This is a genomic window from Actinomycetospora sp. NBC_00405, from assembly GCF_036044095.1.
In the GTDB taxonomy this organism is placed as follows: Bacteria; Actinomycetota; Actinomycetes; order Mycobacteriales; family Pseudonocardiaceae; genus Actinomycetospora; species Actinomycetospora callitridis.
Genome location: NZ_CP107938.1, coordinates 1,404,294 through 1,431,206, shown reverse-complemented (window position 1 = coordinate 1,431,206; position 26,913 = coordinate 1,404,294). Strand labels below are relative to the sequence as shown.

Here is a 26,913-nt window from a genome sequence, read left to right as displayed (position 1 = left end):
CTCGGTCGCGTCATCGCCACGGGACGGGCACAATGGACGACGGAGTGCCGGGAAGTCTGGTCGGCGTCGCCGTTGTCGCGCGCGCCGAACGGGACCGGGCCGTGCCTGTCCGTCCCCGCTCCGGTGCGTCCCTCGACGGTGATGCCTCTGCACATCGACGGGGTGGATTCATGAACGGCGTACTGATCGTGCTCGTGGTGATCGCGGTGGTGGGACTGCTGCTGATCGCATCGAGCGTGCGGATGGTCCAGCAGTACGAGCGGGGAGTCGTCCTGCGCTTCGGACGTCTGCTGCCCCAGGTCCGGCAGCCCGGCCTCCGGGTGATGGTCCCGATCGCGGACCGCATGCGGAAGGTCCCGGTGCAGACGATCGTGCTGGACGTCCCGTCGCAGGGAACGATCACGCAGGACAACGTGACCGTCGGGGTGGACGCGGTCGTGTACTTCCGCGTCGACGACCCGGTCCGCGCAGTGATCAACGTGGAGAACTACCTGCAGGCGACCTCGCAGGTCGCCCAGACCTCCCTGCGGTCGGTCATCGGGCGGGCCGACCTCGACACGTTGCTCTCCGACCGGGACCGCATCAACGGCGAGCTGCGCGACGTCATCGACGCTCCCACCGAGGACTGGGGGATCAGCGTCGACCGGGTGGAGGTCAAGGACATCTCCCTGCCCGAAGGGATGCGGCGCTCGATGTCCCGGCAGGCCGAGGCCGAGCGCGACCGGCGAGCCCGGGTGATCAACGCCGATGGCGAGCTCCAGGCCTCGACGAAGCTGTCGCAGGCCGCCGCGGCCATGGGGGAGACCCCCGGGGCCCTGCAGCTGCGGCTGCTCCAGACCGTCACCGACGTGGCGTCGGACAAGAACAGCACACTGGTGATGCCGTTCCCGGTGGAGCTGCTGCGCTTCTTCGAGCACGCCGGCGGCGTGTCCAGGACGGCCGGAGACGCGGCGGCGCCCCTGCGGTCGGGAGGACGCTCCACGGACGAGCTCGCGCCCGGTGACGTGGGTGACGTCGGCGGGGAGGGCCACGAGCTCGGGGCCGAGCTGCCCGCGGCCGGCGTCTCACCCGCCGTCCCGGACACCGCCGACACGGCGGAACGTCGGGAGCAGACGTGACCCCGGGCTGACGGTCGGGTCGACTCCGGGACAGCGCCCTCCCGCGGTCCTGTCGAGCGCGTTTCCGCCACCCCCGGCGTCGGCAATGTCCTGGGGGTGACCACCCCCACGGCGCGAGCGCCCTCGGACCGCGTCGTGACATGTCGTGCGGTCGCCTCGGACGCCGGCACCTGATGTCGGACGCGACCACGGGCGAGGCCGACCCGTCGAGCGCCCCGCGGCGCGACTGGCAGGGCTGGTCGTGCTCGGCCGCGGCGGCCGCCGGCTTCGTCGTCTGCCTCGTGGGGTGGCTGCGGGGAGGCGGCACGGTGTCGCTGCCGTGGGCGCCGACGCTCGGCCTGGACCTCGAGTTCGCCGTGGACGGGCTCGCGGCGCTGTACGCGCTGCTCGCCACCGGCGTCGGCGCGATCGTCTTCGGCTACGGCGCCCGGTACCTCTCGCAGCACCTCGCCGAGGACGGGCGCCCGCGCTCCGAACGATGGCGCTTCTGGCCGTGGATGCTGCTGTTCGCGATCGCGATGGTCGGGCTGGCGACGGCCACCGACCTCGTACTGGTGTTCGTCTTCTTCGACCTCACCGCGGTCTGCTCCTATTTCCTCATCGGCTTCGACCGCGAGCGGCGCGAGGCCCGCACCGCGGCCCTCACCGCGCTCCTGGTCACGATCGTGCCCGCGGTGGCGCTGCTCGCCGGCGCCGTGCTCCTCTACGCGACCTACGGCACGTTCTCGGTCCCGGAGCTGGTCGAGCGCGTGGAGCCGGGGACGACGACCACGGTCGCGGGCCTCCTGATCGCGGTGGCGGCGCTGGCCAAGAGCGCCCAGGTCCCGCTCCACTTCTGGCTCCCGCGGGCGATGGAGGCCCCGACGCCGGTCTCGGCGTACCTCCACTCGGCGGCGATGGTGGCCGCCGGCGTGCTGGTCCTGGGGCGTGTCCACCCGCTGCTGGCGCGCAGCGAGGTCGTGCTCACCGTGCTGCTGGTCGTCGGGCTGGCGTCGATCGCGGTCGGCGGGGTGCTGGCGCTGGGGCGCGACGAGCTCAAGCAGGTGCTGGCCTACTCGACGATCTCGCAGTACGGGTACGTGGTCACGCTGTACGGCATGGTCGGCGCGGCCGCGAGCGGCGCCGCCGCGTTCTACGTGGTCGTGCACGCGGTGGCGAAGAGCGCGTTGTTCCTGTCCGCCGGCGCCGTCACGACGGCGACCGGCGAGGACCGGCTCTCGCACCTGGGCGGGCTGGGCCGCCGCCTGCCCCTGCTGGCGGGCGCCACGGGCGTCGCCGCCGCCACGCTGGCCGCCCTGCCGCTGACGGGCGGCTTCTTCAAGGACGAGCTCTTCTTCGGGGCCGCGAAGGAACAGGGCCCGGTCCTGGTCGTCGCCGCCGTGCTCGCCGCCGCCCTGACCTTCGCCTACATCGGCCGGTACTGGATGCTGCTGTTCCTCGGCCCGATGACGACGGCACCGGGGCGCCTCTCCCGCGTCCTGGTCGTCCCGGTGGCGCTGCTGGCCCTCGTGGCGCTCGTCGTGGGAGTGCTCCCCGCGCCGATCACCCGGCTCGCCGAGGACGCCGGCGCCGTCACCCTGGCGGCTCCGGTCGCCCTGTCGCCCGCCTACCACCTCGACCTGCGCGCGACCAACGTCATGGCCCTGGCGGCGTGGACCCTGGGCGGGCTCCTGCTCGCGGCCACGGGGCTCCGGGACCGGGCGTCGCGCGCCCTCGCGACCGCCGGCGACCGCCTCGGGCCGCGACGGGCCTACACCGCGTCCCTGCTGGGACTGCGGCAGTGGTCCGGCCGGGTGCACGACTGGGAGACGCGCGACCTGCGGAGCAGCATCGCCGCGGTCCTGGTCCCGGCGGGTGCGCTCGCCGGCGCCGCGTTCGTCACCACCCCCATCGCCCAGGCGTACTCGGTGGGCCCGATCGCGGGGACCGACTGGCTCGTGCTGCCCCTGCTGGCGCTGACCGGCGTCGCCACCGTCGTGGCGGCCCGCACACGGGAGCGATTGAGCATCGTGCTCGCGCTGTCCGCGGTCGGGTTCGCGCTGGCCGGGGTCTACGCGCTGCGGGCGGCGCCGGACGTCGGGCTGGTGGCGGTGCTGGTCGAGACGATGCTGACCCTGGTCTTCCTCGCCGCGCTGGCCCGGTTGCCGGGCACCGAGCCACGACGGGAGGGTGAACCCCGCCCGGGACGGCGGTGGCGTGACCCCGTGATCGGCGCGATCGCCGGCCTCGGCGCCTTCGCGGTGATCTGGGGCTACCTGTCCGAGCCCCGGCAGGCCCCGTCGGTGTCCGCCGACCAGATCCGGCTCACCCCGGCGGCGCACGGGCAGGACGTCGTCACCGTGATCGTGGCGGACTTCCGCGGGCTGGACACGCTCGGGGAGATCACCGTCCTGCTCATCGCGGCGGTCGGCGTGGCCACGCTCCTGCGGCGGGGGAGGCTCTGGTGACCGCGCCCGGTTCGTCCCGGGGCCCGACGGTCATCGTGCGGGTGGTCGCCCGGCTCCTGCTGGGACCGAGCGTCGTGGTCGCGGTCGCGCTGATCGTCAAGGGCTACACGAAGGTCGGTGACGGGTTCGCCGCCGGCATGGTCGTGGGCCTCGCCGTGGCGCTCAACGCGGTCGCCCTGGGCGCCCGTGGCGCCGAGGAGGCCCTGCCAGTCCTGCGTCACGCGCCGCGCGTGGCGGCCGCGGGCGCCGCGCTCGCCCTGGTCAGCGGGTTCTTCCCCCTGGCCCTGGACGAGCCGGTCTTCAGTCACCGGCCGGGGCCCGACGAGAAGGTGGTGAGCGTCGGCACGGCGGAGCTGATGACCGCCGTCAGCTTCGACGTCGGCATCTTCCTGCTGGTGGTCGGCGTGGTCACCGTGCTCGTCCACCAGCTCGCCGAGCCCGACCAGGAGCACCCCACATGACGCTCGCGATCGCGGTGATCGCCGCCGTGCTGTTCGGGGCGGGGTCGTACCTGCTGCTCCAGCGAAGCCTGATCCGGGTCGTCGCCGGGATCGCGCTGATCTCCCAGTGCGCCATCGTCACGATCATCGGGTCGAGCTTGTCGGAGGGACGCGCGGCGATCGACCCGGAGCAGGGCGGGCCGCTGAGCGACCCGCTCCCGCAGGCACTGGCCCTCACCGCGCTCGTCATCGGCATGGGGACCCTCGCGCTGCTGCTCGCGCTCGTCCACCGGGTCGTCGTCGCGCACGGCACGGCCGAGCGCGACGAGCTGCGCGACGTCGACCGACCCGCGGTCACCGAGCCCGAGGGCGCCGGGCGCCGCGAGGGGGACGAGACCGAATGACCGCCCTCTCGCTCGCCCTGCTCGTGCCGTGGGCCGCCGGACTGGCGCTCGTGGTGCTCGACGGGCGCCGTCGCGCCGTGGCATGGCTGAGCGTGGCGGCGCTCGCGGCCACCCTCGCGGTGCTGGGCGCGCTCGCCGCCGACGTCCTGCGCCGCGGCGCCGTCGAGTACGTGACGGGCGGCTGGCCCGCCGGGGTGGGCATCGTGCTGCGGGCCGACGCCCTCGGCGTGACCTTCGCCCTGCTGTCCGCCTTCGTGCTGCTCGTGGCGGCGGCCGCCGAGGCCGTCGTCGGCGTCCGGGAACGCACGTTCCCCGGGCTGCTGGTCCTCCTCGCGGCCGGCCTGAACGGTCTGTTCCTCACCGGCGACGTCTTCAACTTCTACGTGTTCTTCGAGATGGCCATGATCGCGGCGTACGTGCTGACCGCCTACGGCGCGCAGCGTGCCCAGCTGCGGGCCGCGGTCATCTTCGCCTCGGTCAACCTGCTCGGGTCGTTCATCTTCCTGCTCGCGGTCGCCGGCACCTACCGGGTCACCGGCACCCTGGCGATGAGCGAGGTAGCCGTGCGGATCACCGGGGTCCCGGCCAACGCGGCCGTCGCCGTCGCGGTCGGCTTCTTCGTCGCCTTCAGCGTCAAGCTCGGGCTGTTCCCGTTCCACTACTGGCTGCCCACCGTCTACGCGGACACGCGGCCCGCCGTCGCGGCCGTCCTCAGCGGGGCGGTCGCCAACATCGGGGCGTACGGCCTGCTGCGCTTCGGCGCCGGCATCTTCACCGACCAGCTCCGCTTCTCCGCCACGGTCCTGATCGTCCTGGGCGCCGCGTCGATCATCTACGGGGGAGTCCTCGCGGTGGCCCGGCGGCGACCGGCCGAGATGCTCGCCTACTCGGCGATCGGCCAGGTCGGGTACGTGCTCGTCGCGGTCGGGGTGGGCGGCCCGGTGGGGCTCGCCGCCGCGGTGCTCTACAGCGTGGTCAACGCGCTCAACAAGGCCCTGCTGTTCCTGACCACGGCCGTACGGGGACCGCTGGTCGCCGCCGCCTTCGCCGTCGGGGCGCTGAGCGTGGCCGGCGTCCCGCCCGCGGTGGGGTTCGTCGGCAAGCTCGCCGTCTTCCGCACCGCGGTCGACGCCCGGAGTCCCGCCCTCGTGGCCCTGCTCGTCCTGGGGAGCGCGTTGTCGCTGCTCTACCTGTTCCTCATCTACCAGCGGGAGTTCTGGGCCGAGGACGACGACGAGGTCTCGGCCGACGGCGACGACGCCCGCGGGAAGCACACGCGATCGGTGTCCCTGCGGGCGATCACCGTCGCGCTCGCCCTGGTCCTGCTCGTCGGCGGGGCCTGGCCCGAGCCCCTGGCGGCGCTGTCGGCCGCTGCCGCCGACAGCCTGGCCGCCGCAGCGAACGGAGCGACACGATGATCGGGATCCTCCTGCGGGTGGCCGTGCTCACGGGCCTCTACCTGCTGATCGTCTCGAGCACCGCGCCCGGCGACATCGGGACGGGTCTCGTGCTCGCCTCCCTGGTCGTCGCGGTGGGGCGCCGTCACCGCGGGACCTCGGCCCCGACCTCGGCCCGCGCGACGCTGCGCCGGCTCGCCGGGGTCCCGGCCCTGGTCGGCGGCACGCTCGTCGACGTCGTCACCGGCAGCGTCGACGTGATCCGCTGCTGCCTGCGCCGGCCCCCCGACCCGGGACTGGTGTGGCTCCCCACCGGGCCCACCTCGCCGTCCTCGTTCGCGGCGTGGGGCATCCGCCTCGGCATCACCCCCAACACCGTCGTCGTCGACGTCGACGAGGAGCGCGGGGCGGTGCTGGTCCACGTGCTCGACGCGCACGATCCCGACACCGTCCGCGCCGAGCAGATGGCGGCCTACCGGACCCGGCAGCGGAAGGTCTTCCCGTGAGCGCGCTCGTCGCCGTGCCGGCCCTGGTCTGGGTCACGGTGCTGGTGGTGGTCGGTGGCCTCGCGCTGCTGCGGGGCCAGGACGTGCTCCAGCGCCTCATCGCCCTCGACCTGCTGGCGGTGCTCGTCGTGGCGCTGCTGGCCCTGCTGTCCTACCTCCGGGACGTGCCGCACTATCTCGACGCCGCGGTCGCCCTCGCGCTGTTGTCACTCGTCGCGACCGTGGCCACGGCCCGCTACCTGGCGATCGGAGGGCCGCTCGAATGATCTCCGTCGTGCTCGACGTCGTCGGCGGGCTGCTCCTGGTGCTCGGTCTGGGCCTGATGACGATCGCCCTGGTCGGGGTGCTGCGCATGCCCGGGACCTACAGCAAGCTTCACGCCCAGAGCCTCGCCACCGGGCCGGGGGTGTGCTGTGTGCTGGCCTCGTCGGTCGCCACGGAGAACGTCGCGACGATCTCCTACGCGACCGTCGGCATCGTGTTCACGGTGCTCACCGCCCCGGTGGCCAGCCACGCCATCGCCCGTGCGGCACGCCGGCGCGGCGCCGAGGCGGAGCCGCGCTGAACGAGCCGACCCACATCGAGGTCAGAGCACGCCTCGCCGCATCGCCCACAACGCCACACCGAGCGGGCCGATCAGCACCATCACGGCGAGCAGGCCGCCCAGCCATTCGGTGGGCAGCAGCGCCACGACCAGGACGACGACGACCACCACCTGGATGAGGAGGTTCCGCACGCGGGGGCTCAGCCGGCGTCGCGGTGCCGACTGCGCCGCGAGGAGGTCGAACCACTCGGGGTCGTCACGGCGGGCGTCGGCGGCGAGCTTCGCCAGCGCGGCCTTCTCCCGTTCGGTGAGCGGCCGCGACGGTTCGGGGGGTGTGGGTCCTGTCGCACCGTTCGTCATGGGTCGCCGTCCTCCCGTCGCGCGTCACCGTCGCCAGGCGGACCGGACTTCCCGGCACACCGCGGACACGTGGGCCTCGTCCGGGCGGATACCCCACTGAAGTCCCTTCGCACGGATCCCCGGACGTGGGAAACTCGTCCGGTTCCGACTCGGGGCGCTGGTGCGGTGACGAGTGGAGGGCGCGATGAGCGAGGTACAGACGGATGCGCCCACGGCGGGCCCCGAGCCCGGCGCCCGGATCAAACCGGTCGTCTTCTACGGGTCCGCCGCGGTGACGCTCGCGGTCGCGCTCTGGGCGATCATCGCCCCGACGTCCGCCTCCGACACCATCGGTGCGGTGGTCGGCTGGACCTCGGAGTGGTTCGGCTGGTTCTACATCCTGCTGACCACTCTCGTCCTGGTCTTCGTGATCATCGTGGGGGCGTCCCGTCTCGGGCGGACACGGCTCGGGCCGGAGCACTCGCGTCCCGAGTTCGGCACGTTCGCCTGGGCCTCGATGCTGTTCGCCGCCGGCATCGGCACCGACCTGATGTTCTTCGCCGTCGTGGAGCCCGTAACCCAGTACCTGACCCCGCCCCGGGGCGAGGGCGGCACCCTGCAGGCGGCCGAGGACGCCACCGTATGGACCCTGTTCCACTACGGGATCAGCGGGTGGGGGCTCTACGCGCTGATGGGCATGGCGCTGGCCTACTTCGCCTACCGCCGCAACCTCCCGCTCGCGATCCGGTCCGCGCTCTACCCGATCTTCGGCAAGCGGATCCACGGAGGGTTGGGCACCGCCGTCGACCTCGCCGCCATCCTCGGCACGATCTTCGGGGTCGCCGCGTCGCTCGGCATCGGCGTGGTGCTGCTGAACTACGGGCTGTTCTTCCTCTTCGGTATCCCGGAGGGAACGGCGGCCCAGGTCGGGCTGGTGGTCGTGGCGGTCGCCATCGCCACGGTCTCGGCCGTGACCGGCGTCGACCGCGGCATCAAGTTGCTGAGCCAGCTCAACGTGATCCTCGCGATCGGGCTGGCCCTCTTCCTCCTCGTCGCCGGCGACACGGTGTTCCTGCTCAACGGGCTCGTGCAGAACGTCGGTGACTTCGTCAGCTCCTTCCCGGGCCTGACGCTCGAGACGTTCGCCTTCGACCGGCCCGAGGACTGGCTCAACGCCTGGACGCTCTTCTTCTGGGCCTGGTGGATCGCCTGGGCGTCGTTCGTGGGGCTGTTCCTGGCCCGCATCTCGCGGGGCCGCACCATCCGGCAGTTCGTCGCGGGAACACTGATCATCCCGTTCACCTACATCGTGATGTGGGTGTCGATCTTCGGTAACAGCGCGATCGACGTCATCCGCGACGGCAACGCGGCGTTCGGGCAGGAGACGATCGACAACAACGCCCAGGGCTTCTACCAGCTGCTCGCGCAGTACCCCGCGGTCCCGTTCATCGCGGGGGTCGCCACCTTCGTGGGTCTGCTCTTCTACGTGACCTCGGCCGACTCGGCCGCCCTGGTGATGGCCAACCTGAGCTCCCACCTGAAGACCCCGCAGTCGGACGGGGCGCCGGCGGTCCGCATCTTCTGGGCGGTGGCCACGGGCCTGCTCACCGTGGGGATGCTGCTGGTCGGCGGCGTGAGCGCGCTGCAGAACGCCACCATCATCATGGGGCTGCCCTTCGCGTTCGTGATCCTGCTGGTCATGTACGGCCTGTACAAGGCGCTGCGGCTGGAGGACATGCATGCCGCGAGCCAGCAGTACGCCCTGCGCTCGTCCATCTCGGGCCGCAGCCCGGCCGACGGGCACCACCACGGCGGACTGGGATGGCGCCAGCGGCTGGATCGGGCCATGTCGTTCCCCGACAAGCACCGCGCGGAGGAGTTCCTGGCGGAGGTGGCCCTCCCGGCCGTCCAGGAGGTGGCCGCACACCTGCAGGAGCGCGGGGTGGAGGCCGAGGCCAGAGAGGGCCGCGACGACGACGGCACGACGACCGTCGAGCTGGTCGCCGACCTGGGGGAGGGGCACCAGTTCCTCTACCGGATCCGGCCGCGTGAGGTCCCCATCCCCGTGTACGGGCACGCCGTGCCGAAGGGCACCGACACGTACTGCCGCCTCGAGGTGCACCTGCAGGACGGCGGCCAGGACTACGACGTCATGGGCTACACCTACGGGCAGCTGACCGACGACATCCTCGACCAGTACGAACGGCACCTCGAGTACGTCCGCATCCAGCAATTCAGCGGCTGATGTCGTAACGTGGGATCGGAGGTCCCCGACGGGGTAGTAGCTGGCGGTGGTCAAGGTCAGCCGGCGCCCCGGAGGTCATCGCCCGCGTGCGGGCAATCCGGGCCAGGTCATCGCCGGAGCGTTCGCCGCGGGCATCGCGATCGGCACCGGGCTGCTTCTCCTCCCGGCGTCGTCGGCCGACGGGCGTAGTGCGAGCGTCCTCGACAGCGTGTTCACCGCGACGTCGGCGGTGTGCGTGACCGGGCTGGTCACGGTGGACACCGGCACGGCGTGGTCGACGCCGGGCCACGTGGTGATCCTCGCCCTGATGCAGGTCGGCGGGCTGGGGATCATGACCGTGGCGTCGCTGCTGGTGGTGCTGGTGTCCCGGCGTCTGGGCCTGCGGGCCCGGTTGGTGGCGCAGGCCCAGTCCGGCAACCTCGACCTCACCGACGTCCGTCGGGTCCTGCGCAACGTCGTGCTCTTCAGCCTCGCCGGGGAGGCCGTGACGGCGGTGGCGTTGGCCCTGCGGCTCGCGACGGCCTACGGCGTGGCGCCGGCGACGGCGATGTGGGAGAGCGTGTTCCACGCGGTGTCGGCGTTCAACAACGCGGGGTTCGTGCTGTGGTCCGACGGGATGATCGGGTTCGCCGGCGATCCGTGGATGCTGCTCCCGGTGGCCCTCGCCGTCATCGTCGGGGGCCTCGGCTTCCCGGTGATCTTCGAGCTGGTCCGCGCGTGGCGGCCCCGGTCGTGGTCGGTGACGACCCGCATCACCATCGTCACCTCAGCGGTGCTGCTGATCGTCGGGACGGTGCTGCTGATCGTGCTCGAGTACGGCAACCCGGCGACGCTGGGCCCGATGGGCGTGGCCGGGAAGGTGCTGGTCGGGTTCTTCTCCGCGGTCATGCCGCGCAGCGGCGGGTTCAACGCCGTCGACATCGGGGCGATGACCCCCGAGAGCTGGCTGGCCACCGACGTCCTCATGTTCATCGGCGGCGGCAGCGGCAGCACCGCCGGGGGCATCAAGGTCACGACGTTCGGGCTGCTGGCGGCCGTCCTGTGGGCGGAGATGAGCGGGGAACGCGACGTGGACGTCGGCCGTCGCCGGATCCCGATCGCCAACCAGCGCCAGGCACTGGCCGTCGCCCTGCTCGGTATCGGACTCGCGATGGTCTCCACGTTCGTCGTGCTCGGGGTGAGCGACGAGGATCTCGACCGCGTGCTCTTCGAGGTCCTCTCCGCGCTGGGTACGGTCGGGCTCTCGACGGGGATCACCGCGGAGCTCCCGGCGGCCGGACAGGTGGTGCTCGTCGTGCTGATGTTCGTGGGCCGGCTGGGGCCGCTCGCGCTGGCGTCGGCGCTGGCCCTGCGCGAGCGTCCCCGGCACTACGAGCGGCCCGAGGAGAGGACGATCATTGGCTGACACGCACCACGAGCCGGTGGTGGTCATCGGGCTGGGCCGCTTCGGCAGCGCGATCGCGCTGGAGCTCGAGCGACAGGGCACCGAGGTGCTCGCGATCGACAGCATCAACCGCACGGTGCAGAACCTCTCCTCCCAGCTCACCCACGCGGTGACCGCCGACTGCACCGACCTGGAGGCGTTGCAGCAGCTGGGCGTCGGCGACTTCCACCGGGCCGTGGTCGCCATCGGGGACCACCTGGAGGACAGCATCCTGGTGACCTCGCTGCTGGTCGACCTCGGGATCGCCGACATCTGGGCCAAGGCCACGAGCACCCACCACGGACGGATCCTCGAACGGATCGGGGCGCACCACGTCGTGTTCCCCGAGCAGGACATGGGCCAGCGGGTGGCCCACCTGGTCTCGGGCAACGTGCTCGACTACATGAAGATCGATGCCGACTTCGCCCTCGCCAAGCTCCGTCCGCCCCGGGAGATCCTCGACGTCCCACTGAGCGAGACCGAGATCCGCAGCAAGCACGGCGTCACCGTCGTCGCGGTCAAGAAGGACGAGGGCTCCTTCACCTACGCGACGAACGAGACCGTCGTCTCGCGCGACGACGTCATCCTCGCCGTCGGCCACAAGGACGACATCGAGCACCTCGTCGAGGGTCCCTAGCGGCTCGGCACGCCGTCCACGAGACGACGCTGCGGGACGGCCTTCTTCAGGGTGCCAACGCGGGGTAGTGGCGGAGTTCGATCGACTCGTGGAGTCCGAGACCACCGCTGCCGAGGGCGACGAGCCGGCGGCCCAGGGCCGTCGGCAGGTGGGTGAGGAGTGAGGTCCCGGCGGTGAGCATCCACGCGCCGGCTCGCGTACCCGGGACGAGGCGCCGGGCCATCGTCGTCGCGAACTCGCGGCTGCGGTGGACGTAGTCGCGCATCGCCGCTTCGTAGGCGGGGTACGCGATCGCGGGATCGCCTCCGGCTGCGGCGAGCTCGCCCGCGAGGGTGTAGGCGCCGACCACGGCGAGGCTGGTGCTACCTCCGACGGCGGGGCCGGGGCAGTAGCCGGCGTCACCGACGAGGGCGACCCGACCCCGGGTCCAGTGGTCCATGGCGAGCTGGGTGATCGCGTCGAAATAGAAGGCCGGTGCCCGATCGACCTCGTCGAGCAGGCGGGGCACCTCGCCGTCGAGGTCGCCGAAGGCCTCCCGCAGCAGCTGCTTCTGGCGCGGGACGTCGCGGTGGTCGTAGGCGAGCTCGGCGTCGGGCCGGAACAGGAAGAACGCGCGGGCATCGGTCATGTGGCGCGCGCTGTACAGCCCGACCATGCGGTTCACGCCGAGCAGGGTGGTCATGTGGCCGTCGAGGTGCTGGTGGTCCGGGATGGACGCGACCGCGATGTAGCCGCCCAACCAGTGCGAGTACTCGGTCTCGGAGCCGAACACGAGCCCCCGCACCCCGGAATGCAGCCCGTCGGCGCCGATCACGACGTCGAACCGACGCTCCGGTGCCCGCTCGAACGTGGCGACACCGTCGTCGGAGAGCCCGGTGATCCGGTCGTCGAACACGTACTCGACGTCCGCCCGGGTGGCGTCGTAGAGGATCGCGCCGAGGTCGTCGCGCATGATCTCGACATGGCGATCGGAGAGCGCGCCCATCAGCCGCGTCATGTCGATCGTGACCTCGCGGCGCGCGTGCTCGCGCCGGACGGTCATGCGTTCGGTGCCGGTGGCGTGGTCCTGGACCGCCTCGAGCACGCCCATCCGCTCGATGACGTCCATGGCGGGGGTGAACAGGTCGACCGCGTGCCCGCCGGTCCGGCGCCGCGGCGGTGACTGCTCCACGACGGTGACGTGGTGGCCCGCGCGGTGCAGCCAGTAGGCGGTCACCGGCCCCGCCACGCTCGCCCCGGAGATCAGGACGTCCGATGGGGCACGCCGCCCGGCGGCGGGTCCGAGGGACGTGGGTCCGGTCGCGTCGGTGCCCATCGGGCCACCTCCCGGTCGCAGTCAGCACGCTGTCGCCGCCGACCAGGCTTCCCGGCACACCACGGCTCATTGTGCTCCGGTCCGGCGGGGAAGTCAGCGCCCAGAAGTCAGGGGGTCGCGTCATTCCGATCGGTCGGCGTCGTCCCCTCCGACCCGGAGGATGCGCCCGGTGGAGGGGACTCCGCGGTCGTCGACGAGGAAGAGCATGTAGAAGCCTTCCGGGACCGTCTGGATCGACGCCGGGACGTCCACCTCGATGCCGCGTCCGGCCCGACGCAGGTCGAGCGCGATCGAGCGTTGGTCGACGCTGGTCACGTGGGTCGAGCTCGCGAGCCGGACCAGTCGGGCGCGGTCGATGCGCTCGGGTTCGGGGGTGGTGACGGCGAGGGTGTCGCCGCGTTCGGCGGAGTCCGGCGCCTCGCCGATCTCGGGCCGTGGCCCCTGGAAGAGGTAGGGCGGTGAGTAGATCTCGAGGCGTTGCTCGAAGGTGCCCGGCACGGTGTTGTTCTCGTCGTCGAACAGCGGGTCCGAGCCGGCCGTGAGCACGCGGCCGTCGGGGAGCAGGAGCCCCTCGGTGTGGTAGTTCCGGCCCACTTCCGGATCCGCGGCGACGGAGAGGGTCCCGCCGTCGGGGCCCGGGCGGTAGAGGCGTGCGAGCAGGTGGTCCGAGGCGCCCTTGCCGCGGTAGTCCCCGGAGCCGTTGCTGATGAGCATCGAGTCGTCGGGCAGCGTGACGAGGTTCGGGTAGCGGGTGGGCGCGGCCAGCTCCGGGCCCGGCGTGAAACGCGGCGCCGGGTCGTCGAGGTCGACGAGGTCGATGCGGGCGGTGGAGCGGGGGCTCTCGCCGACGCCGCCTCCGCCCACCACCGCCATCCGCTGCTCCTGCACGGGCCCGACCCACGCGGCCCCGGAGGTCTCGAGCAGGTCCGGGTCGCGCAGGCCCGGGACGGGGGCGAAGGCGTTGTCGTCGAGGTCCCACAGCCCGGGCACGCGGCCCTCGCCGGCCGGGCCGTAGCCGGCGGTGGTGCCGGTGTAGAACATCTGGTCGGGCGCCCCGGTGGTGAACAGCCCGGGGTAGGTCGGGAAGTAGTGCGTGAGGTCCTTGCGCTCGGTCCAGGTGTTCGTGGCCGGGTCGAAGATCTCGGTCTGGCCGTTGAGGACCTCACCGACGCCGTTGAGACCGGAGGTGGCCATGACGCGGCCGTCGACCATCGGGGTCAGGGTCGGGTACCAGCGGGCGAACTCCATGTCGCCGACCCGCGTCCAGGTCTCGGTGACCGGATCGAACGTGAACGCCTTGTCCGTGCCCTGGTAGTCCTGCTTGTCCAGGGTCATCGGCGCGCCGAGGCCGTAGAGGTTGCGGCCCTGCTCGGGAGGCAGCCCCGCGATGGCGTACTGGTCGCGGTTCGGGTTGATCGCTCCGGGTCCCGGCGCCACGGCCTCCACGAAGGCGGTGACCTCGCTCGCGGTGACGGTCGCGCCCGCGTCGGTGGTCGTCTTGGTGGCCGGCGGGACGAGGACGTCGCGGGCGCTGCGGTAGCGCTGCCCGTCGGGGGAGACGAACTCGGTGCCGGCGGGCACCGGGCGGGCGACGTCCGGGTTCTCGTTCTTGACCCGCATCGCGCCGGCGGCGTGGGTGACCGCGCCGGAGAGCTTCTCGTAGCGGGCGGTGCCGCCGGCGACGAGCAGCCGACCGTCGGGGAGCAGGGTCTGACCGCCGCAGAACATGTCGTCGGGGACCGGGATCATGCGCGTCGAGCCGTCGCGGGGGTCGTAGAGCAGGCTCTTGAGGGCCTTGGTGGCGAACAGGTCCTCCTTGTTGCCCGAGCCCGCGATCAGCAGCACCTTCCCGCTCGGGAGCAGGGCGGCGTGGATGGCGTTGACGCGATCCGCGGGAGGAACGTCGACGACGTCCCACCGTCCGTGCCGCTGCATGTACGGCTGGCTGTTGACCAACCGGTCGTGGCGCCACTGCGCGACGTAGGAGAAGGCGGGCGGCAGGTTCACCCCGAGCAGCACCGCCGCGGCGAGCACACCCAGCAGCACCGACGGGACGCGACGACGCGCGGAGCGCGGCACGCCTAGGACCTCCCCACGACCTCGCCGGGGCGGTCGGTGTCGCGGTGGTCGTTCATCCTCGAGCTCTCCTCGTGACGGGTGACAACGGAGGGGACGGTGCGCCGACCGCCCCCTCGCCGGCCGCGCACCGTCCCCTCGTGTTCAACGAATCCGACCCCTGTGCCGTGAGTGCTCACCGCCTTGCGATCGCCTGACGACACCCCGCCGCGGATGGCGAGGCGGGCGATCCGGGGGTGCACTCGTTCCCGGACAACGAGCGAGGAGGAGCGCATGCCGACTGCCGGCCCGGCACAGCGAGGGCTGTCCCGCGCCCTCGTCCGGGCGCCGATCCTCGCCTACCGCTGCGGCCTCGGGGCGCTGCTCGGACGTCGCTTGGTGTTGCTGACCCATGTCGGGCGCACGACCGGACGTCCGCGTCACGTGGTGCTCGAGGTCGTCGGACGCGGCGAGGCCCCGGGCTCCTACCTGGTCGCGTCGGGCTACGGCGCGAGGGCCCAGTGGTTCCGCAACGTCCTCGCCCATCCCGAGGTGAGTTACCAGATCGGCCGGCGCCGCCGTGACGGGTGGGCCTACCCGCTGCCGTCCGCGGAGTCCGGCCGCCGCCTCGCCGACTACGCCCGGCACCACCCCCGGACGGCGACCGCGCTGATGGCGATGGTGGGCCACGACATCGACGGCTCGCCCGCCGCCTACGAGCGCCTCGGTGCCGACGCCGAGCACGGCGTGCCCCTCGTCCTGCTCAGCCCCCCACCGGCGCCGCCCGGCGCCGGCGACCCGTGACCGGCTTCCCGCGGCCGGAGGAGGGATCCCCTCGTTGATCCGCTATCTCCGCGAGCACACCAGCCCGCCGGTGTTCGTCTCCTCGGCGCTGATCGCGCTCGCCCTCGTGCTCTGGGGAGTCCTGTCGGCGGCCTCGCTGTCGACGGCGGCGAGTGCCGTCAACTCGTTCATCGTCACGAACTTCGGCTGGCTCTACATCTTCAGCGCCAGCGCCTTCCTGATCTTCGTCATCGTGCTGATGACCTCGCGCTACGGCCGTATCCGGCTCGGTCCGGCGGACTCGAAGCCCGAGTACGGCACCATGTCGTGGTTCGCGATGCTGTTCACCGCGGGCATGGGGATCGGGCTCGTCTACTACGCGGTGAGCGAGCCGGTCAGCTACTTCCAGGAGCCTCCTGTCGGCGTCGGGGGGACCCCCGAGGCCGCCCAGAACGCGATGTTCCTGCCGTTCTTCCACTGGGGTCTGCACCCGTGGGCGATCTACATCGCGCTGGGCCTGGCGCTGGGCTACTTCGCGTTCCGCAAGGGCCTCCCTCTGCGCCCCGCGTCCGCGCTGTACCCGCTGCTGGGGGACCGGATCAACCGGTGGCCGGGTTTCCTCGTCGACGTGCTCGCGGTGTTCGGGACCCTGTTCGGCCTGGCGACGTCGCTGGGGCTGGGGGCCCAGCAGGTCGGCGCCGGGCTGGAGACCCTGTTCGGCATCTCGAACACCACGCCCCTGCAGATCACGTTGATCCTGGGCATCACCGCGATCGCGGTGGTCTCGGTGATGCTCGGGATCGACAAGGGCATCCGGAACCTGTCGCTGATCAACCTGTGGCTCGCGTTCGCGCTGATGGTGTTCGTGTTCGCCTTCGGGCCCACCCGCGACCTGCTCAACACGACGGTCAGCAACGTCGGCAACTACCTGCAGAACCTCCCGGCCCAGAGCTTCCAGACCTACCCCGGCAACCCGGCCGCCCAGGAGTGGCAGGCCAGTTGGACGCTGTTCTACTGGGGCTGGTGGATCTCCTGGTCGCCGTTCGTCGGCATGTTCCTGGCCCGGATCTCCTACGGGCGCACGATCCGCTCGTTCATCGCCGGAGCGCTGTTCGCCCCGGTCGGAGCCTCGATGGTGTGGCTGACCATCTTCGGGGAGAGCGCGCTGAACCTGCTGGAGCAGGACCCGGCCAACCCCCTGGCCGAAGCGTCGACCGACACCGGCATGTTCGTGCTGCTCCAACAGCTCCCGGTCGGGGCCATCGCCTCGGTGCTCGCGTCGGCGGTCGCGATCATCGTCGTGGTGCTCTTCTTCGCGACGTCGTCGGACTCCGGGTCGCTCGTGGTCGACATCCTCACCAACGGCGGCGACCCGAACCCACGCTGGCAGCAGCGCCTGTTCTGGGCGGTGATGGAGGGCGTCATCGCCGCGGTCCTCCTCGCTGCGGGCGCCGCGAGCGGGGCGGACGCCCTCAGCGCCCTGCAGACCGCCTCGATCCTGGCCGGCCTGCCGTTCTGCCTCGTACTCATCGCCATGTGCGTCGGCTTCGTCAAGGCGCTGTCGACCGAGCGGTTCGTCGTCCGGATGCGCACCGAGGCCTCCCCGATGCCGGGCCTGCGGTCGGCGGCGCGGCCCGCAGGTTCGGTGCTGACCGCGGCGGGCGACGGCAACGGCAAGCACGCCCAGGACGACCGCTCGGATCTCGAGGAGCCGGCCGAGGGCTCGGGACTCGACGAGGACGAGGAGCTCGACCCCTCTCTCGGCGAGACCACCGTCGCCGAGGTCTCCCAGGTACCGGTGTCGGCCGGGAGCCGGTCGACCACGGTGAACGACACCGAGTAGCCCGCACGACACGACCACTCGAGGAGGAGTGATGAGTCAGGAGAACGAACGGGCGGCCCAGCGCGCCCACCGCAACGTCGGGCTGCCCGACGAGGAGTACGACGACACGGGCCGCCCGGCTGCCGCCCGTGCGCGTGACGCGGACCCGTCCCCGTCGACCGGGCCCGGCGAGCCGGAGCGGCGGGACGAGCCGGAGGACGGCTGAGCCTCGAGCGGCTGCGCCGACTCCGCCGACCCCGGGCAGCGGGTGTGCGGTGTCGGCGCGGCCGAGCTCGGTGGTGACGGGCGTTCGAGCAGGGTGGGCCGCTCGGTCAACGCATCACGCCGGTGGTCACCCGGACCGTCTGCGGTGACGTGCTGCCAGCGCCCGGATGAACGTCGTGATCGCCTCTTGCTCCGAGGCGCTGTGGGCCCGAGCGAGTTCCTCGACCTCCGAAGCCCGCTTGTCCAGCTCGTGGAGCACCCGCCGGTGCGACGCCTCGGAGACGGCAAGGACGCGCCGTCGACGGTCCCGTCCGTGAGGGTGACGGACCACGTGGCCGGCGTCCACCAGGCGGTCCACCAGCGCCGTCGCCGAGCCCGAGGACATCCCCAGCACACGGCCCAGTTCTGCGGGACCGAGCTCGTGCGGACGCAGCAGAACGTGCTTGACGGCCAGGTAGTCCCCGGGCGTGACCCCGAGGACTGCGCTCATGGCGACGTCGGCTTCCGCGATCGCCACAGCGAGGTCGTGCACGGCCCAGGCGAGCTGATCCGCCCGCGGGCCCGCGGACGTGGTCGGACGGTCCGTCGGTTGCGGGGGCACGACGCGCATCCTACGGTCGCTCGATATCAGAGCCGCTCTGTATCCGAGCGATAGTGGGGTGTGACGGTGCGGGAGAGGAATCGAGCAGGGCTGCTCCGGGCCGCGACGGCGCTGGCGCTGGCGACGGCGCAGCCGTTGTCGACCCGGGCGGCGCGGTGGACCGGCCGGGGGAGGACGGAGGTCGAACAGGCAACGGCCACCGAGGGACCGGTCACTCCGGCCGGGTGGGCCTTCGTGATCTGGGCGCCGCTGTTCGCCGGAAGCCTCGCCTACGCCGCGACGGACCTCCGCCGGGAACGCGCGGGCGAGGAGACCTCGGGTGCCGCCGGGTGGTGGGCGAACGCCGCGTTGGCCGGGAACGTCGCCTGGAGTCTGAACGCGCAGTTCCGGCGCCTCGACGAGGTCAGCGTCGCTCTGATCCTCGGTTCGGCGTCGGCGGCGACCACCTCGGTGGCCCTCGCCGAACGGGACCCGAGGGCAGGAGCGGGGCGCGCCACGGCCCGCTACATCGGCCCGCTGGCCGGGTGGCTGTGCGTCGCTGCTTTCGCGAACATCGAGACCACCCGCAACCTCCGTCGCGGGCGTCCCGAGGATCGACAGGCCACCCGGAGCGCGGTCGCGCTCGTTGCGGCAGCCGCGACGGTCGGGGGCGCCGCCGCGGCGGTGGTCCGCGGTCACCGCGGGTTCGCGCTCGCCGCGTGCTGGGGCCTGACCGGTATCGCGGTGAAGGCGCTCCGACACGGACAGGCCCCGGTCGCGACCGCGGCCGGTGTGGGCGGTGTCGCCCTCGCGACCAGCAGTGCCGTCGCGCGATCGGTTGCCGCACGACGGTGAGGGAGGGGGTGCGTCGTCATCTCTCCGCCGTGCCGACACCCGGACACTGCTCACGAGCATCGGCGGCTCGGCGAGGAGCCGTGGCGCCGTCGGACCGGCCGCACCGGTCGGTCCGAGGCCGTGTCGACGTCAGGCGCCGGTGGCCCTCCCCGACGGGCGGAGCGTCGGGGGCTGGGCACGACCACCCGTCGTCGGGCACGTCGCCGAGGAGATCGCGCAGATTGCCGAGCAGCAGGCTCATCGCCGGGCGTCCTCGTCGTCGGGGAATCCGTTCCGACCGACATCACCACGGACGAGGTGAACCTCGCCGCAGAGATCCCTTGCGGCGGGCTGACGGTCGACCGATGTCGGTCCCGCACCGCGTCGCAAGCGGACAGAAAGATTGTCGGCGACGGCCTCCCGGGCACTCGATGCGCGACCGGTTGAGGACTCGGCCGGGGTGCGGGCATCGAGCACGGACGCGGTGCGGCCCGGAGGCACACCGAGCGGTCCACGGCCCGCCGCCGACATCGCGAGTGCCCTTCTGGCGATCATCGCCCTGTTCGTCGGCGGACTGGCCGGGAGCTCCACGTGGCAGAGGCCCCTCGCCGCGGGACGTCGTCGCTCCTGCCGCCCGACGAGGCGGCGGGGAGCGACGTGTCCCCGGGCCGGGACGAGGGCTCAGGTCGGGGCGCGCCGCGAGGCGGCCGCCCCGTCGCCCGGTTCGCGCAGCTCGCGGACGATCTCGGCGGCGATGTAGAGCGACAGCGTGAGCAGGTAGAGCCAGACGAGCAGGATCAGCCCGCCGCCCAGGGCGCCGAGGCCCGAGGTGAGCCGGCCGACGACCGAGACGTAGAGCGGGAAGAGGGCGCTGGCGGCGAGCCAGCCGCCGACGGCGACGAGCGCGCCGATCGCCGTGACCCGCCAGGTCCGCCGCCCCGGACCCATTCCGGTCCGCAGCACCAGCACCGCCCACCCCAACAGGGCGGCGATGACGGCCGGCCAGCGCAGGAGACGCCACAGAAGGTGCCCGGCGGGGACGTCGAGCACCAGCAGCGGGTCCTGCACCGCGGCCGCCGTCACGGTGGCTCCGCCGAGCAGGAGCAGGACGGCCAGCGCGGCCGCGGCGCGCCAGGACCGGGGCGGACGCCCGGCGATCGTGGCCAGCGCGTACAGCACCGAGCGGAGGGCCCGGACCAGCAGGATCAGCGCCGCGAGGGAGCCGACGGTGAGCAGTCCGGTGGTGCTCGTCGCGAGCAGGGTGGCGGCGGCGTCGGCGGCGGCGCTCCCGCGGGTCGTGAGCACCACCCGCAGCAGACGGGTCATCCCGTCCGCCGCGGCCGCGTCGGCTCCCGCTCCGAGCGCCGGCCCGCCCGCGCGCAGGATCGCGACGACAGTCAGCAGGGCGGGGAAGACCGCCAGCGCGGTGAAGAACGCCGACTCGCCCGCGAGCGCCGGGACCCGATGGGCCGAGGCCGAGGCCAGGAGGCTCCGCAGCCGTGTGCGCGGCGGGCGTGTGCGCGGCGGGCGTCCGCGCCGGAGGAAGGCCCTCACATCCGTGTCTCCCCCTCGAGGTCGGTGCCCTAATCCTCCGCGCCGTCGGACGCGTCGACGCCGCCGGCCCCGGCGTCGGTCCCGCCGCGGTGCAGCGGGGACATGAGGTCGAACCACGTCCCGGCCGGGACGGATCCCCCGGTGAGGTCCCCGTCGGAGCACGTCCGGACCGGGTCGACGCACACGGGCGCGGGGGCCCCGGTCGAGAAGGTCATGACCGCCCCGGCGTAGCGGTCGGTGGCCCCGACGTAGGCCGCCGACGTCGATCGCTGCGTGGTCCCCGTCTTGCCGATCATCGGGCGGTCCCAGTCCGCGTCGTCGGCGGCGCCGGATGCGGTCCCGTCGACGCTGCCTTCCGACAACGCGGTCTGCAGGTCGCCGGCCACCTCGCCGGACACCGCGCGCTCGCACGGAGGGAGGGGCGGGGTGACGTCACGGCCGTTGCGGTCGGTCACGCGGGTGACCACCGAGGTGGGGCACCACACGCCGCCGGCGGTGATGGTGGCGGCGACGTTCGCGAGGTCCAGCGGGCTGGTGGGATCAGGCCCGAGGGTGAACGACGCCTGCTCGGCCTCGCGCACGCGGTCGGCCAGCGGTCGCCCGTCGGGACCGGGTGCGGCGAGTGTCGTGCGCATCCCGAGACGGCGTGCCACGTCGACGATCGGGTCGACCGAGCCGAGGCGGTCGGTGAGTGCGACGAAGGGGGTGTTGGGTGATTCGGCGAGCGCTCGGCGCAGCGTGAGCTCGTCGTCGTGCGAGCCCTGGTTCTCGACGCTGTAGTCGTCGCCGGCGTCGTCGAAGACGCGGGAGGTGTAGCGCCCGGGGACGTCGAGCTCGGTGCCGGGCTCCACCAGGCCCCGTTCCAGGGCGGCGGCCACCGTGAAGATCTTGTAGATCGATCCGGCGCCGCGCAGGGGAGCGGTGGTCAGCGGCACCGCCGTCTCGCCGGCGTCGCCGTCGTTGCCGTACGCGCGGTTCGCGGCCAGCGCGAGCACCGGCCGGCGGTCGGTCTCCGGCGCCACGACCGCCGCGACGTCGGCCACCTCCCGGTCGTCGACCGCGTCGTCCGTGGCCTCGCGCGCTTCCGCGGCGACACGGGGATCGAGCGTCGTGCGCACCGTGAAACCGCCGGTGGCGAGCCTGGAGGGGTCGAGTCCGGCGGCGGCGAGGCGCTCGACGACCTCTCGGCAGAAGAAGCCCGTGCCCGGTCGGGCTCCGACGCACCCCTCGGCCGGCAGCGAGGGGTCAGGTCGCACCCCGAGCGGGGCGGCGCGTGCCGCGGCGGCCCGGGCGGGCGTGAGTGCACCGACCTCGGTCATCGCGGTGAGGACCTGGTCGCGGCGGTCGCGGGCCGCCTCGGGGTGGTCGAGAGGGTCGTAGCCGCCGGGGGAGCGCACCATCCCGGCCAACAAGGCCGCCTGGGGCACGGTGAGCGTCGCGGCGCTCGTCCCGAACCAGGTGCGCGCCGCGGCCTCGACGCCGTAGGCGCCACGCCCGAAGTAGACGAGGTCGAGGTAGCGGGTGAGGATCTCGTCCTTCGTGAGCCGGTCGGAGATCCGGTGGGCGAGACGGACCTCGGTGAGCTTGCGTCCGACGGTGTCCGCTGTGGCGGCCCGACGTTCCTCCGGGGTGTCGGCCAGGGCGTAGAGGCGCTGGTTCTTGACGTACTGCATCGTGATGGTGGACGCGCCCTGGCCCTCGAGCGGCGCTCCCGACACGGCGTTGGTCACGACCGCGCGGGCCACCCCCCGTGGGTCGACGCCGTCGTGGGCGAAGAAGCGCCGGTCCTCGATCGCGACGATCGCCGCTCGCATCGTGTCGGCGATGCGCTCGGCACCGACCGGCAGGCGGAACCGGCGGTACAGCAGGGCGATCGGGGCCCCGGCCGCGTCCGTCACGACCGTGGCCGCGTCGGCACCGTCGTCGACGACACCGGTGGACGTGGCGTCCACGCCGGACGACGCCCGCGCGAGGAGCGTTCCGGCGCCGATGGCGACCGGTGCCATCAGCACGGCGACCAGCAGGCCCGCCAGGGCCACGGCCGCGGCGCCCCGGAGGAGCAGGACGGGCCGGTCGACGGCGGGACGGTCGTGCTCCTCGCCGCCGTGTCTCGCCATCCCTCCACGTGATCACGTCCTGCTCCCCGAGGTGACCCTGACCTGCTGACGATCGCCTGACGATGCCTGACACCGTGGTCCGTCCCCGCGGGCAGAGGCCGACTTCGAGAGGGCTCCCTCGTGGTGAGCCCTCGGTACGGGCTCCTGCCTGAGCCGGCTCAGGGTGGCGGCGCGACGGTGCTCGTCGGCTGCGGAGTCGGGCCGGGCGTCGTCGGCGGGGGGTCGACGCGGGGTTCCTGGGTGACCGAGGGCGGCAGCACCACCGGGGTCGTGGCGGGCAGGGGTTCCGGCGCGTTCTGGGGCTCGACCCCGCAACCGACGGCCGTAGCCGCGCAGAGCGCCACCAGGAGGGCGACGGTGCGGCGCCTCATGAGGGCACCTCGCGCAGGGCGACCACGAAGCGCGCCCCGCCACCGGGGCGGTCCTCGACCCAGACTCGGCCACCGTGACCCCGGACGTGCTGGGCGACCAGCGCGAGCCCGAGGCCGGTGCCGCCGGTGTCCGAGCCGTCGCGGCCGGTACGGGGTCCGCGGGTGAAGCGCTCGAAGACGCGGTCCCGCTGCTCGACGGCGACCCCCGGCCCGGCGTCGTCCACCTCGATCACGGCGTGTCCGTCGCGCCGCCGGACACCGAGGCGCACCAGACCGCCGCCGTGGTGGCGCGCGTTCTCGCACAGGTTCGCCACGACCCGGTCGAGGCGGCGCCGGTCGGCGGACACCAGCGGCGCGGGCCGCTCGACCTCGAGGACTCCGCCCTCGACCAGGGTGGCGGGCACGTTCTCGACGACCACCGACAGGTCCACCGGCTCCACGTCGTGGCCGTCGGGGGCCTGGATCCCGCGGGAGATCTCCAGCAGGTCCTCGACCATGCGGTGGAAGCGCCGGACGTCGGCGGTCAGGAGGTCCACGGCGCGTCGCGCGGTGTCGGGCATGTCGTCGCGGCGGCGGCGCAGGACCTCGCCCGCGTTGATCATCGTGGTCAGGGGGGTGCGGAGCTCGTGGCTGACGTCGCCCGCGAACCGCGCGTCCCGGTGCACCCGCTCGGCGAGGGCGTCGGCGGTGGCGTTGAAGCGTGTCGCGATCGGAGCGAGGTCGGCCTCGTGCCGGTCGGGGAGCCGAGCCGTGAGATCGCCCTCGGCCATCCGGCCCGCCGCGTCGGTGAGCTCGGTGAGCGGCAGCAGGGCCCGCCGGGCGGTCCACCACCCCAGCAGGACACCGAGCAGTCCCGCCAGGATCGTCCCCGCGACGAGGACGGCGGAGACGAACCGCAGTGTCTGGTCGAGCTCGGTGAGCGGCGCGAGCCGGACGAGCAGGTCACCGGCGGGGGTGACCGGAAGGGCGATCGCCAGCACCGGCGCACCGTCCACGACCAGACGCTGACGCGCCGGGGCCCCCGCGAGCAGGGCGACGGGCACGTCGTCCACCTCGACCTGACGCCCGGCGGTGGTCCACGCTCCGCCGGTCCGCAGGAGCACGCTGGTCCCGGTCTCCCCGGTCAGTCCGACGAGCAGGGTGGGCAGGTCGTCCGAGCCCCGCCGGAGGCTGTCGGCGACGAGCCGGGCGTCGACGACGGCCTGGCTCGTCGCCCCGCGCTCGCGCTGCTCGAGCATGTAGCTCGACGCCAGCTGCCACGTGGCGATCGACAACAGTCCGGCGATCGCGGTGGTGACGAGTCCGAAGGCCAGGGCGACGCGCCAGCGCAGTGACACCGAGCGCCAACGCCGGGCCAGCCGGTCGCTCACGGCCCGGCGCGATACCCGGAGCCGCGCACGGTGAGCACCACCTCCGGGTCGTCGGGATCGGGCTCGATCTTGCGCCGCAACCGCCGTACGTGGACGTCGAGCAGACGGGTGTCACCGAAGTAGTCGTAGCCCCACACCCGCTGCAGCAGCTGCTCCCGGGTCACCACGTTCCCGCCTGCCGAGGCCAGCTCCATCAGGAGCCGGAACTCCGTCCGTGTCAGGTGCAGCGGGGTCTCGCCGCGCGCCACCACCTCGCGACCGGGATCGATGATGAGGTCCCCGAGGTGCAACCGGCCCGCCTTGTCCTCCTCGGGTGGCCCACCCGACGTGGGACGGCGCCGTCGCAGCAGAGCGCGGATGCGCGCGGCGAGCTCTCCGGCGACCAGCGGTTTGGTGACGTAGTCGTCGGCGCCCGCCTCGAGGCCGGCGATGACGTCGGCGGTGTCGGAGCGCGCGGTGGCGATGATGATCGGCAGGTCACCGCGCGAGCGCAGCGTCGAGCACACCTCGATCCCGTCGATGCCGGGCAGCATGAGGTCGAGGAGCACGATGTCGAGGTCGGGGTCGACCAGCTCGAGCGCCTCCTCCCCGGTGGCGGTCTCGACGACGTCGTAGCCCTCGTCGGCCAGGGCGAGCCCGAGGGCCTGGCGGACGCGCTCGTCGTCCTCGACCAGCAGGACGCGAGTTGCCATCACAGGTCCTCCCCGGGCAGACGGTGCGACGACGCTACCCGCCTGCTCGGGGTCGGACGTCCTGCTGGAGTGCCGGAGCGCGACGTCGTCAGACGATCGTCAGGTCCGCGTCGTCGCCCGACGCTCCGCGGGCGCCATCTCGACCACGTCGCCGTTGCGGCGAGCAGCGCGGAAGGCCTCGACCTCCTCCTTGACGACGGGGGCGAGGAGGTACAGGCCGGTGATGTTGAACAGCGCGAGCAGGAACAGGACGGCGTCGGCGAAGTCCAGGACCGCACCGAGGGTGAGGACCGACCCGACGACGACGAACAGGCAGAAGACCACCTGGTAGACCCGCTCGGAGACGGCGGTGCGGCCGAAGAGGTAGGTCCAGGCCTTCTGCCCGTAGTACCCCCACGTGATCATGGTGGAGATCGCGAACAGGGCGACCGCCAGGGTGAGGACGTACGGGAACCACGGCAGCACGGTCTCGAAGGCCGACGACGTCACCGTGACCCCGGCCGGATCCTCTCCGGCGAGGGCGGCAGCCTGGGCGTCACGCCAGTACGGGGTGTCGGCGACGACGATCGTGAGCGCGGTCATCGTGCAGATCACCACGGTGTCGACGAAGGGCTCGAGCATGGCGACGTAGCCCTCGGTGGCGGGGTGGCGGGTCTTGACCGCGGAGTGGGCGATCGGCGCGGAGCCCAGCCCGGCCTCGTTGGAGAAGGCGGCGCGCTGGAAGCCGACGACGAGCGCACCGATGACACCACCGGCGACGCCGGCGCCGGTGAACGCGCCCGCGAAGATCGCGCCGATGGCGGCCGGCACCAGCGGGAGGTTCACCAGGAGCACGGTGAGGCAGGCGAGGACGTAGATGATCGCCATCGCCGGTACCAGGCGGCTGGTCACGCGCCCCACCGAGCGGGCCCCGCCGAAGATCACCACGCCGACGACGAGGGCGAGCAGGATCCCGAAGATCAGGGCTGCACCGTCGCCGCCGAGCAGGCCGCTCTCGCCGCCGGTGACCTCGGTGAGCTGGGCGAACGTCTGGTTGGCCTGGAACATGTTGCCGCCGGCCACCCCGAAGAACAGGATGAAGATCGCGGCGAGGACCGCGAGGACCTTGCCGAGGTTGCGGCCGAACACCGAGGGGAACCGCTCCGCGATCCCGCGGCGCAGGTAGTGCATCGGGCCGCCCGAGACGGTGCCGTCCTCGTGGTACTCCCGGTAGCGCACCCCGAGCGTGCACTCGACGAACTTGGTGCACATCCCCAGCAAGCCGGCGCAGATCATCCAGAACGTCGCCCCCGCGCCGCCGATGGTCACCGCCACACCGACGCCCGCGATGTTCCCGAGACCGACGGTGCCCGACACCGCCGAGGTCAGGGCCTGGAAGTGCGGGATCTCGCCCGGCTCGTCGTCGCCGGTGTAGCGGCCCCGGGTGATCCCGATGGCGAGGCGGAAGTTGCGGAACTGGGGCGCCCGGAAATACACGGTGAAGATCAGCGCCGCCAGGATGAGCCACCCGACGATCCAGGGGAACGAGACGCCGAACAGCGGGATCTCGGCGAAGACGAGCGCGGACAGGCCGTCGGAGAGCGGCGTGAACACCGCATCGATGGCGTCCTCGACCGCGGCGAGGGTGCCGCCGGAGGCGCCGCCCGAGGCGAGGAGGTCGACCGCGCCGACCGCGGATGCTGTGACGGACATGGG

At 72.8% G+C, this 26,913-nt stretch carries 25 protein-coding genes; 15 read left to right on the top strand and 10 right to left on the bottom strand.

Annotation, left to right across the window (positions count from 1 at the left end):
- The first annotated feature begins 170 nt into the window (after positions 1-170).
- The 8 genes from OG774_RS06995 (at position 171) to OG774_RS06960 (ending at position 6,877) form a co-directional block, all read left to right on the top strand.
- The gene (locus OG774_RS06995) at positions 171-1,118 is read left to right on the top strand and encodes a slipin family protein (RefSeq protein WP_328307963.1); all 948 of its coding nucleotides are present in this window, start codon (positions 171-173) and stop codon (positions 1,116-1,118) included.
- A 173-nt stretch (positions 1,119-1,291) separates the two neighbouring features.
- On the top strand, positions 1,292-3,565 hold the full coding sequence (mbhE, locus tag OG774_RS06990) for a hydrogen gas-evolving membrane-bound hydrogenase subunit E (protein WP_328307961.1): 2,274 nt from the start codon (positions 1,292-1,294) through the stop codon (positions 3,563-3,565).
- Positions 3,562-4,026: an MnhB domain-containing protein gene (locus tag OG774_RS06985; protein ID WP_274197817.1), complete on the top strand. Its 465-nt coding sequence runs from the start codon at positions 3,562-3,564 to the stop codon at positions 4,024-4,026. Before mbhE ends, OG774_RS06985 begins: the two co-directional genes overlap by 4 nt.
- On the top strand, positions 4,023-4,409 hold the full coding sequence (locus tag OG774_RS06980) for a sodium:proton antiporter (protein ID WP_328307955.1): 387 nt from the start codon (positions 4,023-4,025) through the stop codon (positions 4,407-4,409). Before OG774_RS06985 ends, OG774_RS06980 begins: the two co-directional genes overlap by 4 nt.
- Positions 4,406-5,827 (top strand): complex I subunit 5 family protein, encoded by a 1,422-nt coding sequence (locus OG774_RS06975; protein ID WP_328307953.1) that lies wholly within the window; start codon positions 4,406-4,408, stop codon positions 5,825-5,827. The genes OG774_RS06980 and OG774_RS06975 overlap by 4 nt, the downstream gene beginning before the upstream one ends.
- Entirely contained in the window at positions 5,824-6,312 is a 489-nt protein-coding gene (locus tag OG774_RS06970) for a Na+/H+ antiporter subunit E (RefSeq protein WP_328307951.1), read from the top strand. Before OG774_RS06975 ends, OG774_RS06970 begins: the two co-directional genes overlap by 4 nt.
- Positions 6,309-6,578 (top strand): monovalent cation/H+ antiporter complex subunit F, encoded by a 270-nt coding sequence (locus OG774_RS06965; RefSeq protein ID WP_328307949.1) that lies wholly within the window; start codon positions 6,309-6,311, stop codon positions 6,576-6,578. The genes OG774_RS06970 and OG774_RS06965 overlap by 4 nt, the downstream gene beginning before the upstream one ends.
- Positions 6,575-6,877: a monovalent cation/H(+) antiporter subunit G gene (locus OG774_RS06960; RefSeq protein ID WP_328307947.1), complete on the top strand. Its 303-nt coding sequence runs from the start codon at positions 6,575-6,577 to the stop codon at positions 6,875-6,877. The genes OG774_RS06965 and OG774_RS06960 overlap by 4 nt, the downstream gene beginning before the upstream one ends.
- Positions 6,878-6,898: 21 nt before the next feature.
- Here the strand turns inward: OG774_RS06960 and OG774_RS06955 are convergent, their stop codons facing one another.
- The gene (locus OG774_RS06955; RefSeq protein ID WP_328307945.1) at positions 6,899-7,216 is read right to left on the bottom strand and encodes a DUF3040 domain-containing protein; all 318 of its coding nucleotides are present in this window, start codon (positions 7,214-7,216) and stop codon (positions 6,899-6,901) included.
- A gap of 184 nt (positions 7,217-7,400) precedes the next feature.
- On the opposite strand from OG774_RS06955, the gene betT reads away from it, so the two are divergent.
- From betT to OG774_RS06940, 3 genes are read left to right on the top strand one after another with little or no spacing between them, the layout of a single operon-like run.
- The gene (gene betT / locus OG774_RS06950) at positions 7,401-9,440 is read left to right on the top strand and encodes a choline BCCT transporter BetT (protein WP_328307942.1); all 2,040 of its coding nucleotides are present in this window, start codon (positions 7,401-7,403) and stop codon (positions 9,438-9,440) included.
- Positions 9,441-9,486: 46 nt separating this feature from the next.
- A complete protein-coding gene (locus OG774_RS06945; protein WP_328307940.1) occupies positions 9,487-10,845 on the top strand; it encodes a TrkH family potassium uptake protein in 1,359 nt (452 codons plus the stop codon).
- On the top strand, positions 10,838-11,500 hold the full coding sequence (locus tag OG774_RS06940) for a potassium channel family protein (RefSeq protein WP_328307937.1): 663 nt from the start codon (positions 10,838-10,840) through the stop codon (positions 11,498-11,500). Before OG774_RS06945 ends, OG774_RS06940 begins: the two co-directional genes overlap by 8 nt.
- 46 nt (positions 11,501-11,546) lie before the next feature.
- On the opposite strand, the gene OG774_RS06935 is transcribed toward OG774_RS06940, so the two are convergent.
- Entirely contained in the window at positions 11,547-12,815 is a 1,269-nt protein-coding gene (locus tag OG774_RS06935) for an FAD-dependent monooxygenase (protein WP_328307935.1), read from the bottom strand.
- Between the two features lie 120 nt (positions 12,816-12,935).
- A complete protein-coding gene (locus OG774_RS06930) occupies positions 12,936-14,894 on the bottom strand; it encodes a galactose oxidase-like domain-containing protein (RefSeq protein ID WP_328307933.1) in 1,959 nt (652 codons plus the stop codon).
- Between the two features lie 270 nt (positions 14,895-15,164).
- On the opposite strand from OG774_RS06930, the gene OG774_RS06925 reads away from it, so the two are divergent.
- Genes OG774_RS06925 through OG774_RS06915 form a run of 3 tightly spaced genes read left to right on the top strand, consistent with a single transcriptional unit; the run spans position 15,165 to position 17,701 of the window.
- Positions 15,165-15,674 (top strand): nitroreductase family deazaflavin-dependent oxidoreductase, encoded by a 510-nt coding sequence (locus OG774_RS06925; protein ID WP_328307930.1) that lies wholly within the window; start codon positions 15,165-15,167, stop codon positions 15,672-15,674.
- 34 nt (positions 15,675-15,708) lie between these two features.
- Positions 15,709-17,496 carry a BCCT family transporter gene (locus OG774_RS06920; protein ID WP_328307928.1) on the top strand — a complete coding sequence of 596 codons (1,788 nt, stop codon included), beginning with the start codon at positions 15,709-15,711 and terminating at the stop codon, positions 17,494-17,496.
- Positions 17,497-17,527: 31 nt separating this feature from the next.
- Entirely contained in the window at positions 17,528-17,701 is a 174-nt protein-coding gene (locus tag OG774_RS06915) for a hypothetical protein (RefSeq protein WP_328307926.1), read from the top strand.
- A gap of 126 nt (positions 17,702-17,827) precedes the next feature.
- Here OG774_RS06915 and OG774_RS06910 read toward each other — a convergent pair whose 3' ends face one another.
- On the bottom strand, positions 17,828-18,301 hold the full coding sequence (locus OG774_RS06910; RefSeq protein ID WP_328307924.1) for a MarR family winged helix-turn-helix transcriptional regulator: 474 nt from the start codon (positions 18,299-18,301) through the stop codon (positions 17,828-17,830).
- Between the two features lie 66 nt (positions 18,302-18,367).
- On the opposite strand from OG774_RS06910, the gene OG774_RS06905 reads away from it, so the two are divergent.
- Positions 18,368-19,135, top strand: a complete 768-nt coding sequence (locus OG774_RS06905) for a tryptophan-rich sensory protein (protein ID WP_328307921.1) — start codon at positions 18,368-18,370, stop codon at positions 19,133-19,135.
- 660 nt (positions 19,136-19,795) lie between these two features.
- Here OG774_RS06905 and OG774_RS06900 read toward each other — a convergent pair.
- The 6 genes from OG774_RS06900 to OG774_RS06875 all read right to left on the bottom strand — a co-directional run bounded on the left by OG774_RS06900 (position 19,796) and on the right by OG774_RS06875 (position 26,910).
- Entirely contained in the window at positions 19,796-20,668 is an 873-nt protein-coding gene (locus tag OG774_RS06900) for a YhjD/YihY/BrkB family envelope integrity protein (protein WP_328307919.1), read from the bottom strand.
- 29 nt (positions 20,669-20,697) lie between these two features.
- On the bottom strand, positions 20,698-22,785 hold the full coding sequence (locus tag OG774_RS06895) for a transglycosylase domain-containing protein (protein ID WP_328307917.1): 2,088 nt from the start codon (positions 22,783-22,785) through the stop codon (positions 20,698-20,700).
- A gap of 158 nt (positions 22,786-22,943) precedes the next feature.
- Positions 22,944-23,156 (bottom strand): hypothetical protein, encoded by a 213-nt coding sequence (locus tag OG774_RS06890; RefSeq protein WP_328307915.1) that lies wholly within the window; start codon positions 23,154-23,156, stop codon positions 22,944-22,946.
- A complete protein-coding gene (locus OG774_RS06885) occupies positions 23,153-24,526 on the bottom strand; it encodes a sensor histidine kinase (protein ID WP_328307913.1) in 1,374 nt (457 codons plus the stop codon). Before OG774_RS06885 ends, OG774_RS06890 begins: the two co-directional genes overlap by 4 nt.
- A complete protein-coding gene (locus tag OG774_RS06880) occupies positions 24,523-25,218 on the bottom strand; it encodes a response regulator transcription factor (RefSeq protein WP_328307911.1) in 696 nt (231 codons plus the stop codon). The genes OG774_RS06885 and OG774_RS06880 overlap by 4 nt, the downstream gene beginning before the upstream one ends.
- A gap of 99 nt (positions 25,219-25,317) precedes the next feature.
- Positions 25,318-26,910, bottom strand: a complete 1,593-nt coding sequence (locus OG774_RS06875; protein ID WP_328307909.1) for an alanine/glycine:cation symporter family protein — start codon at positions 26,908-26,910, stop codon at positions 25,318-25,320.
- Positions 26,911-26,913 lie beyond the last annotated feature (3 nt).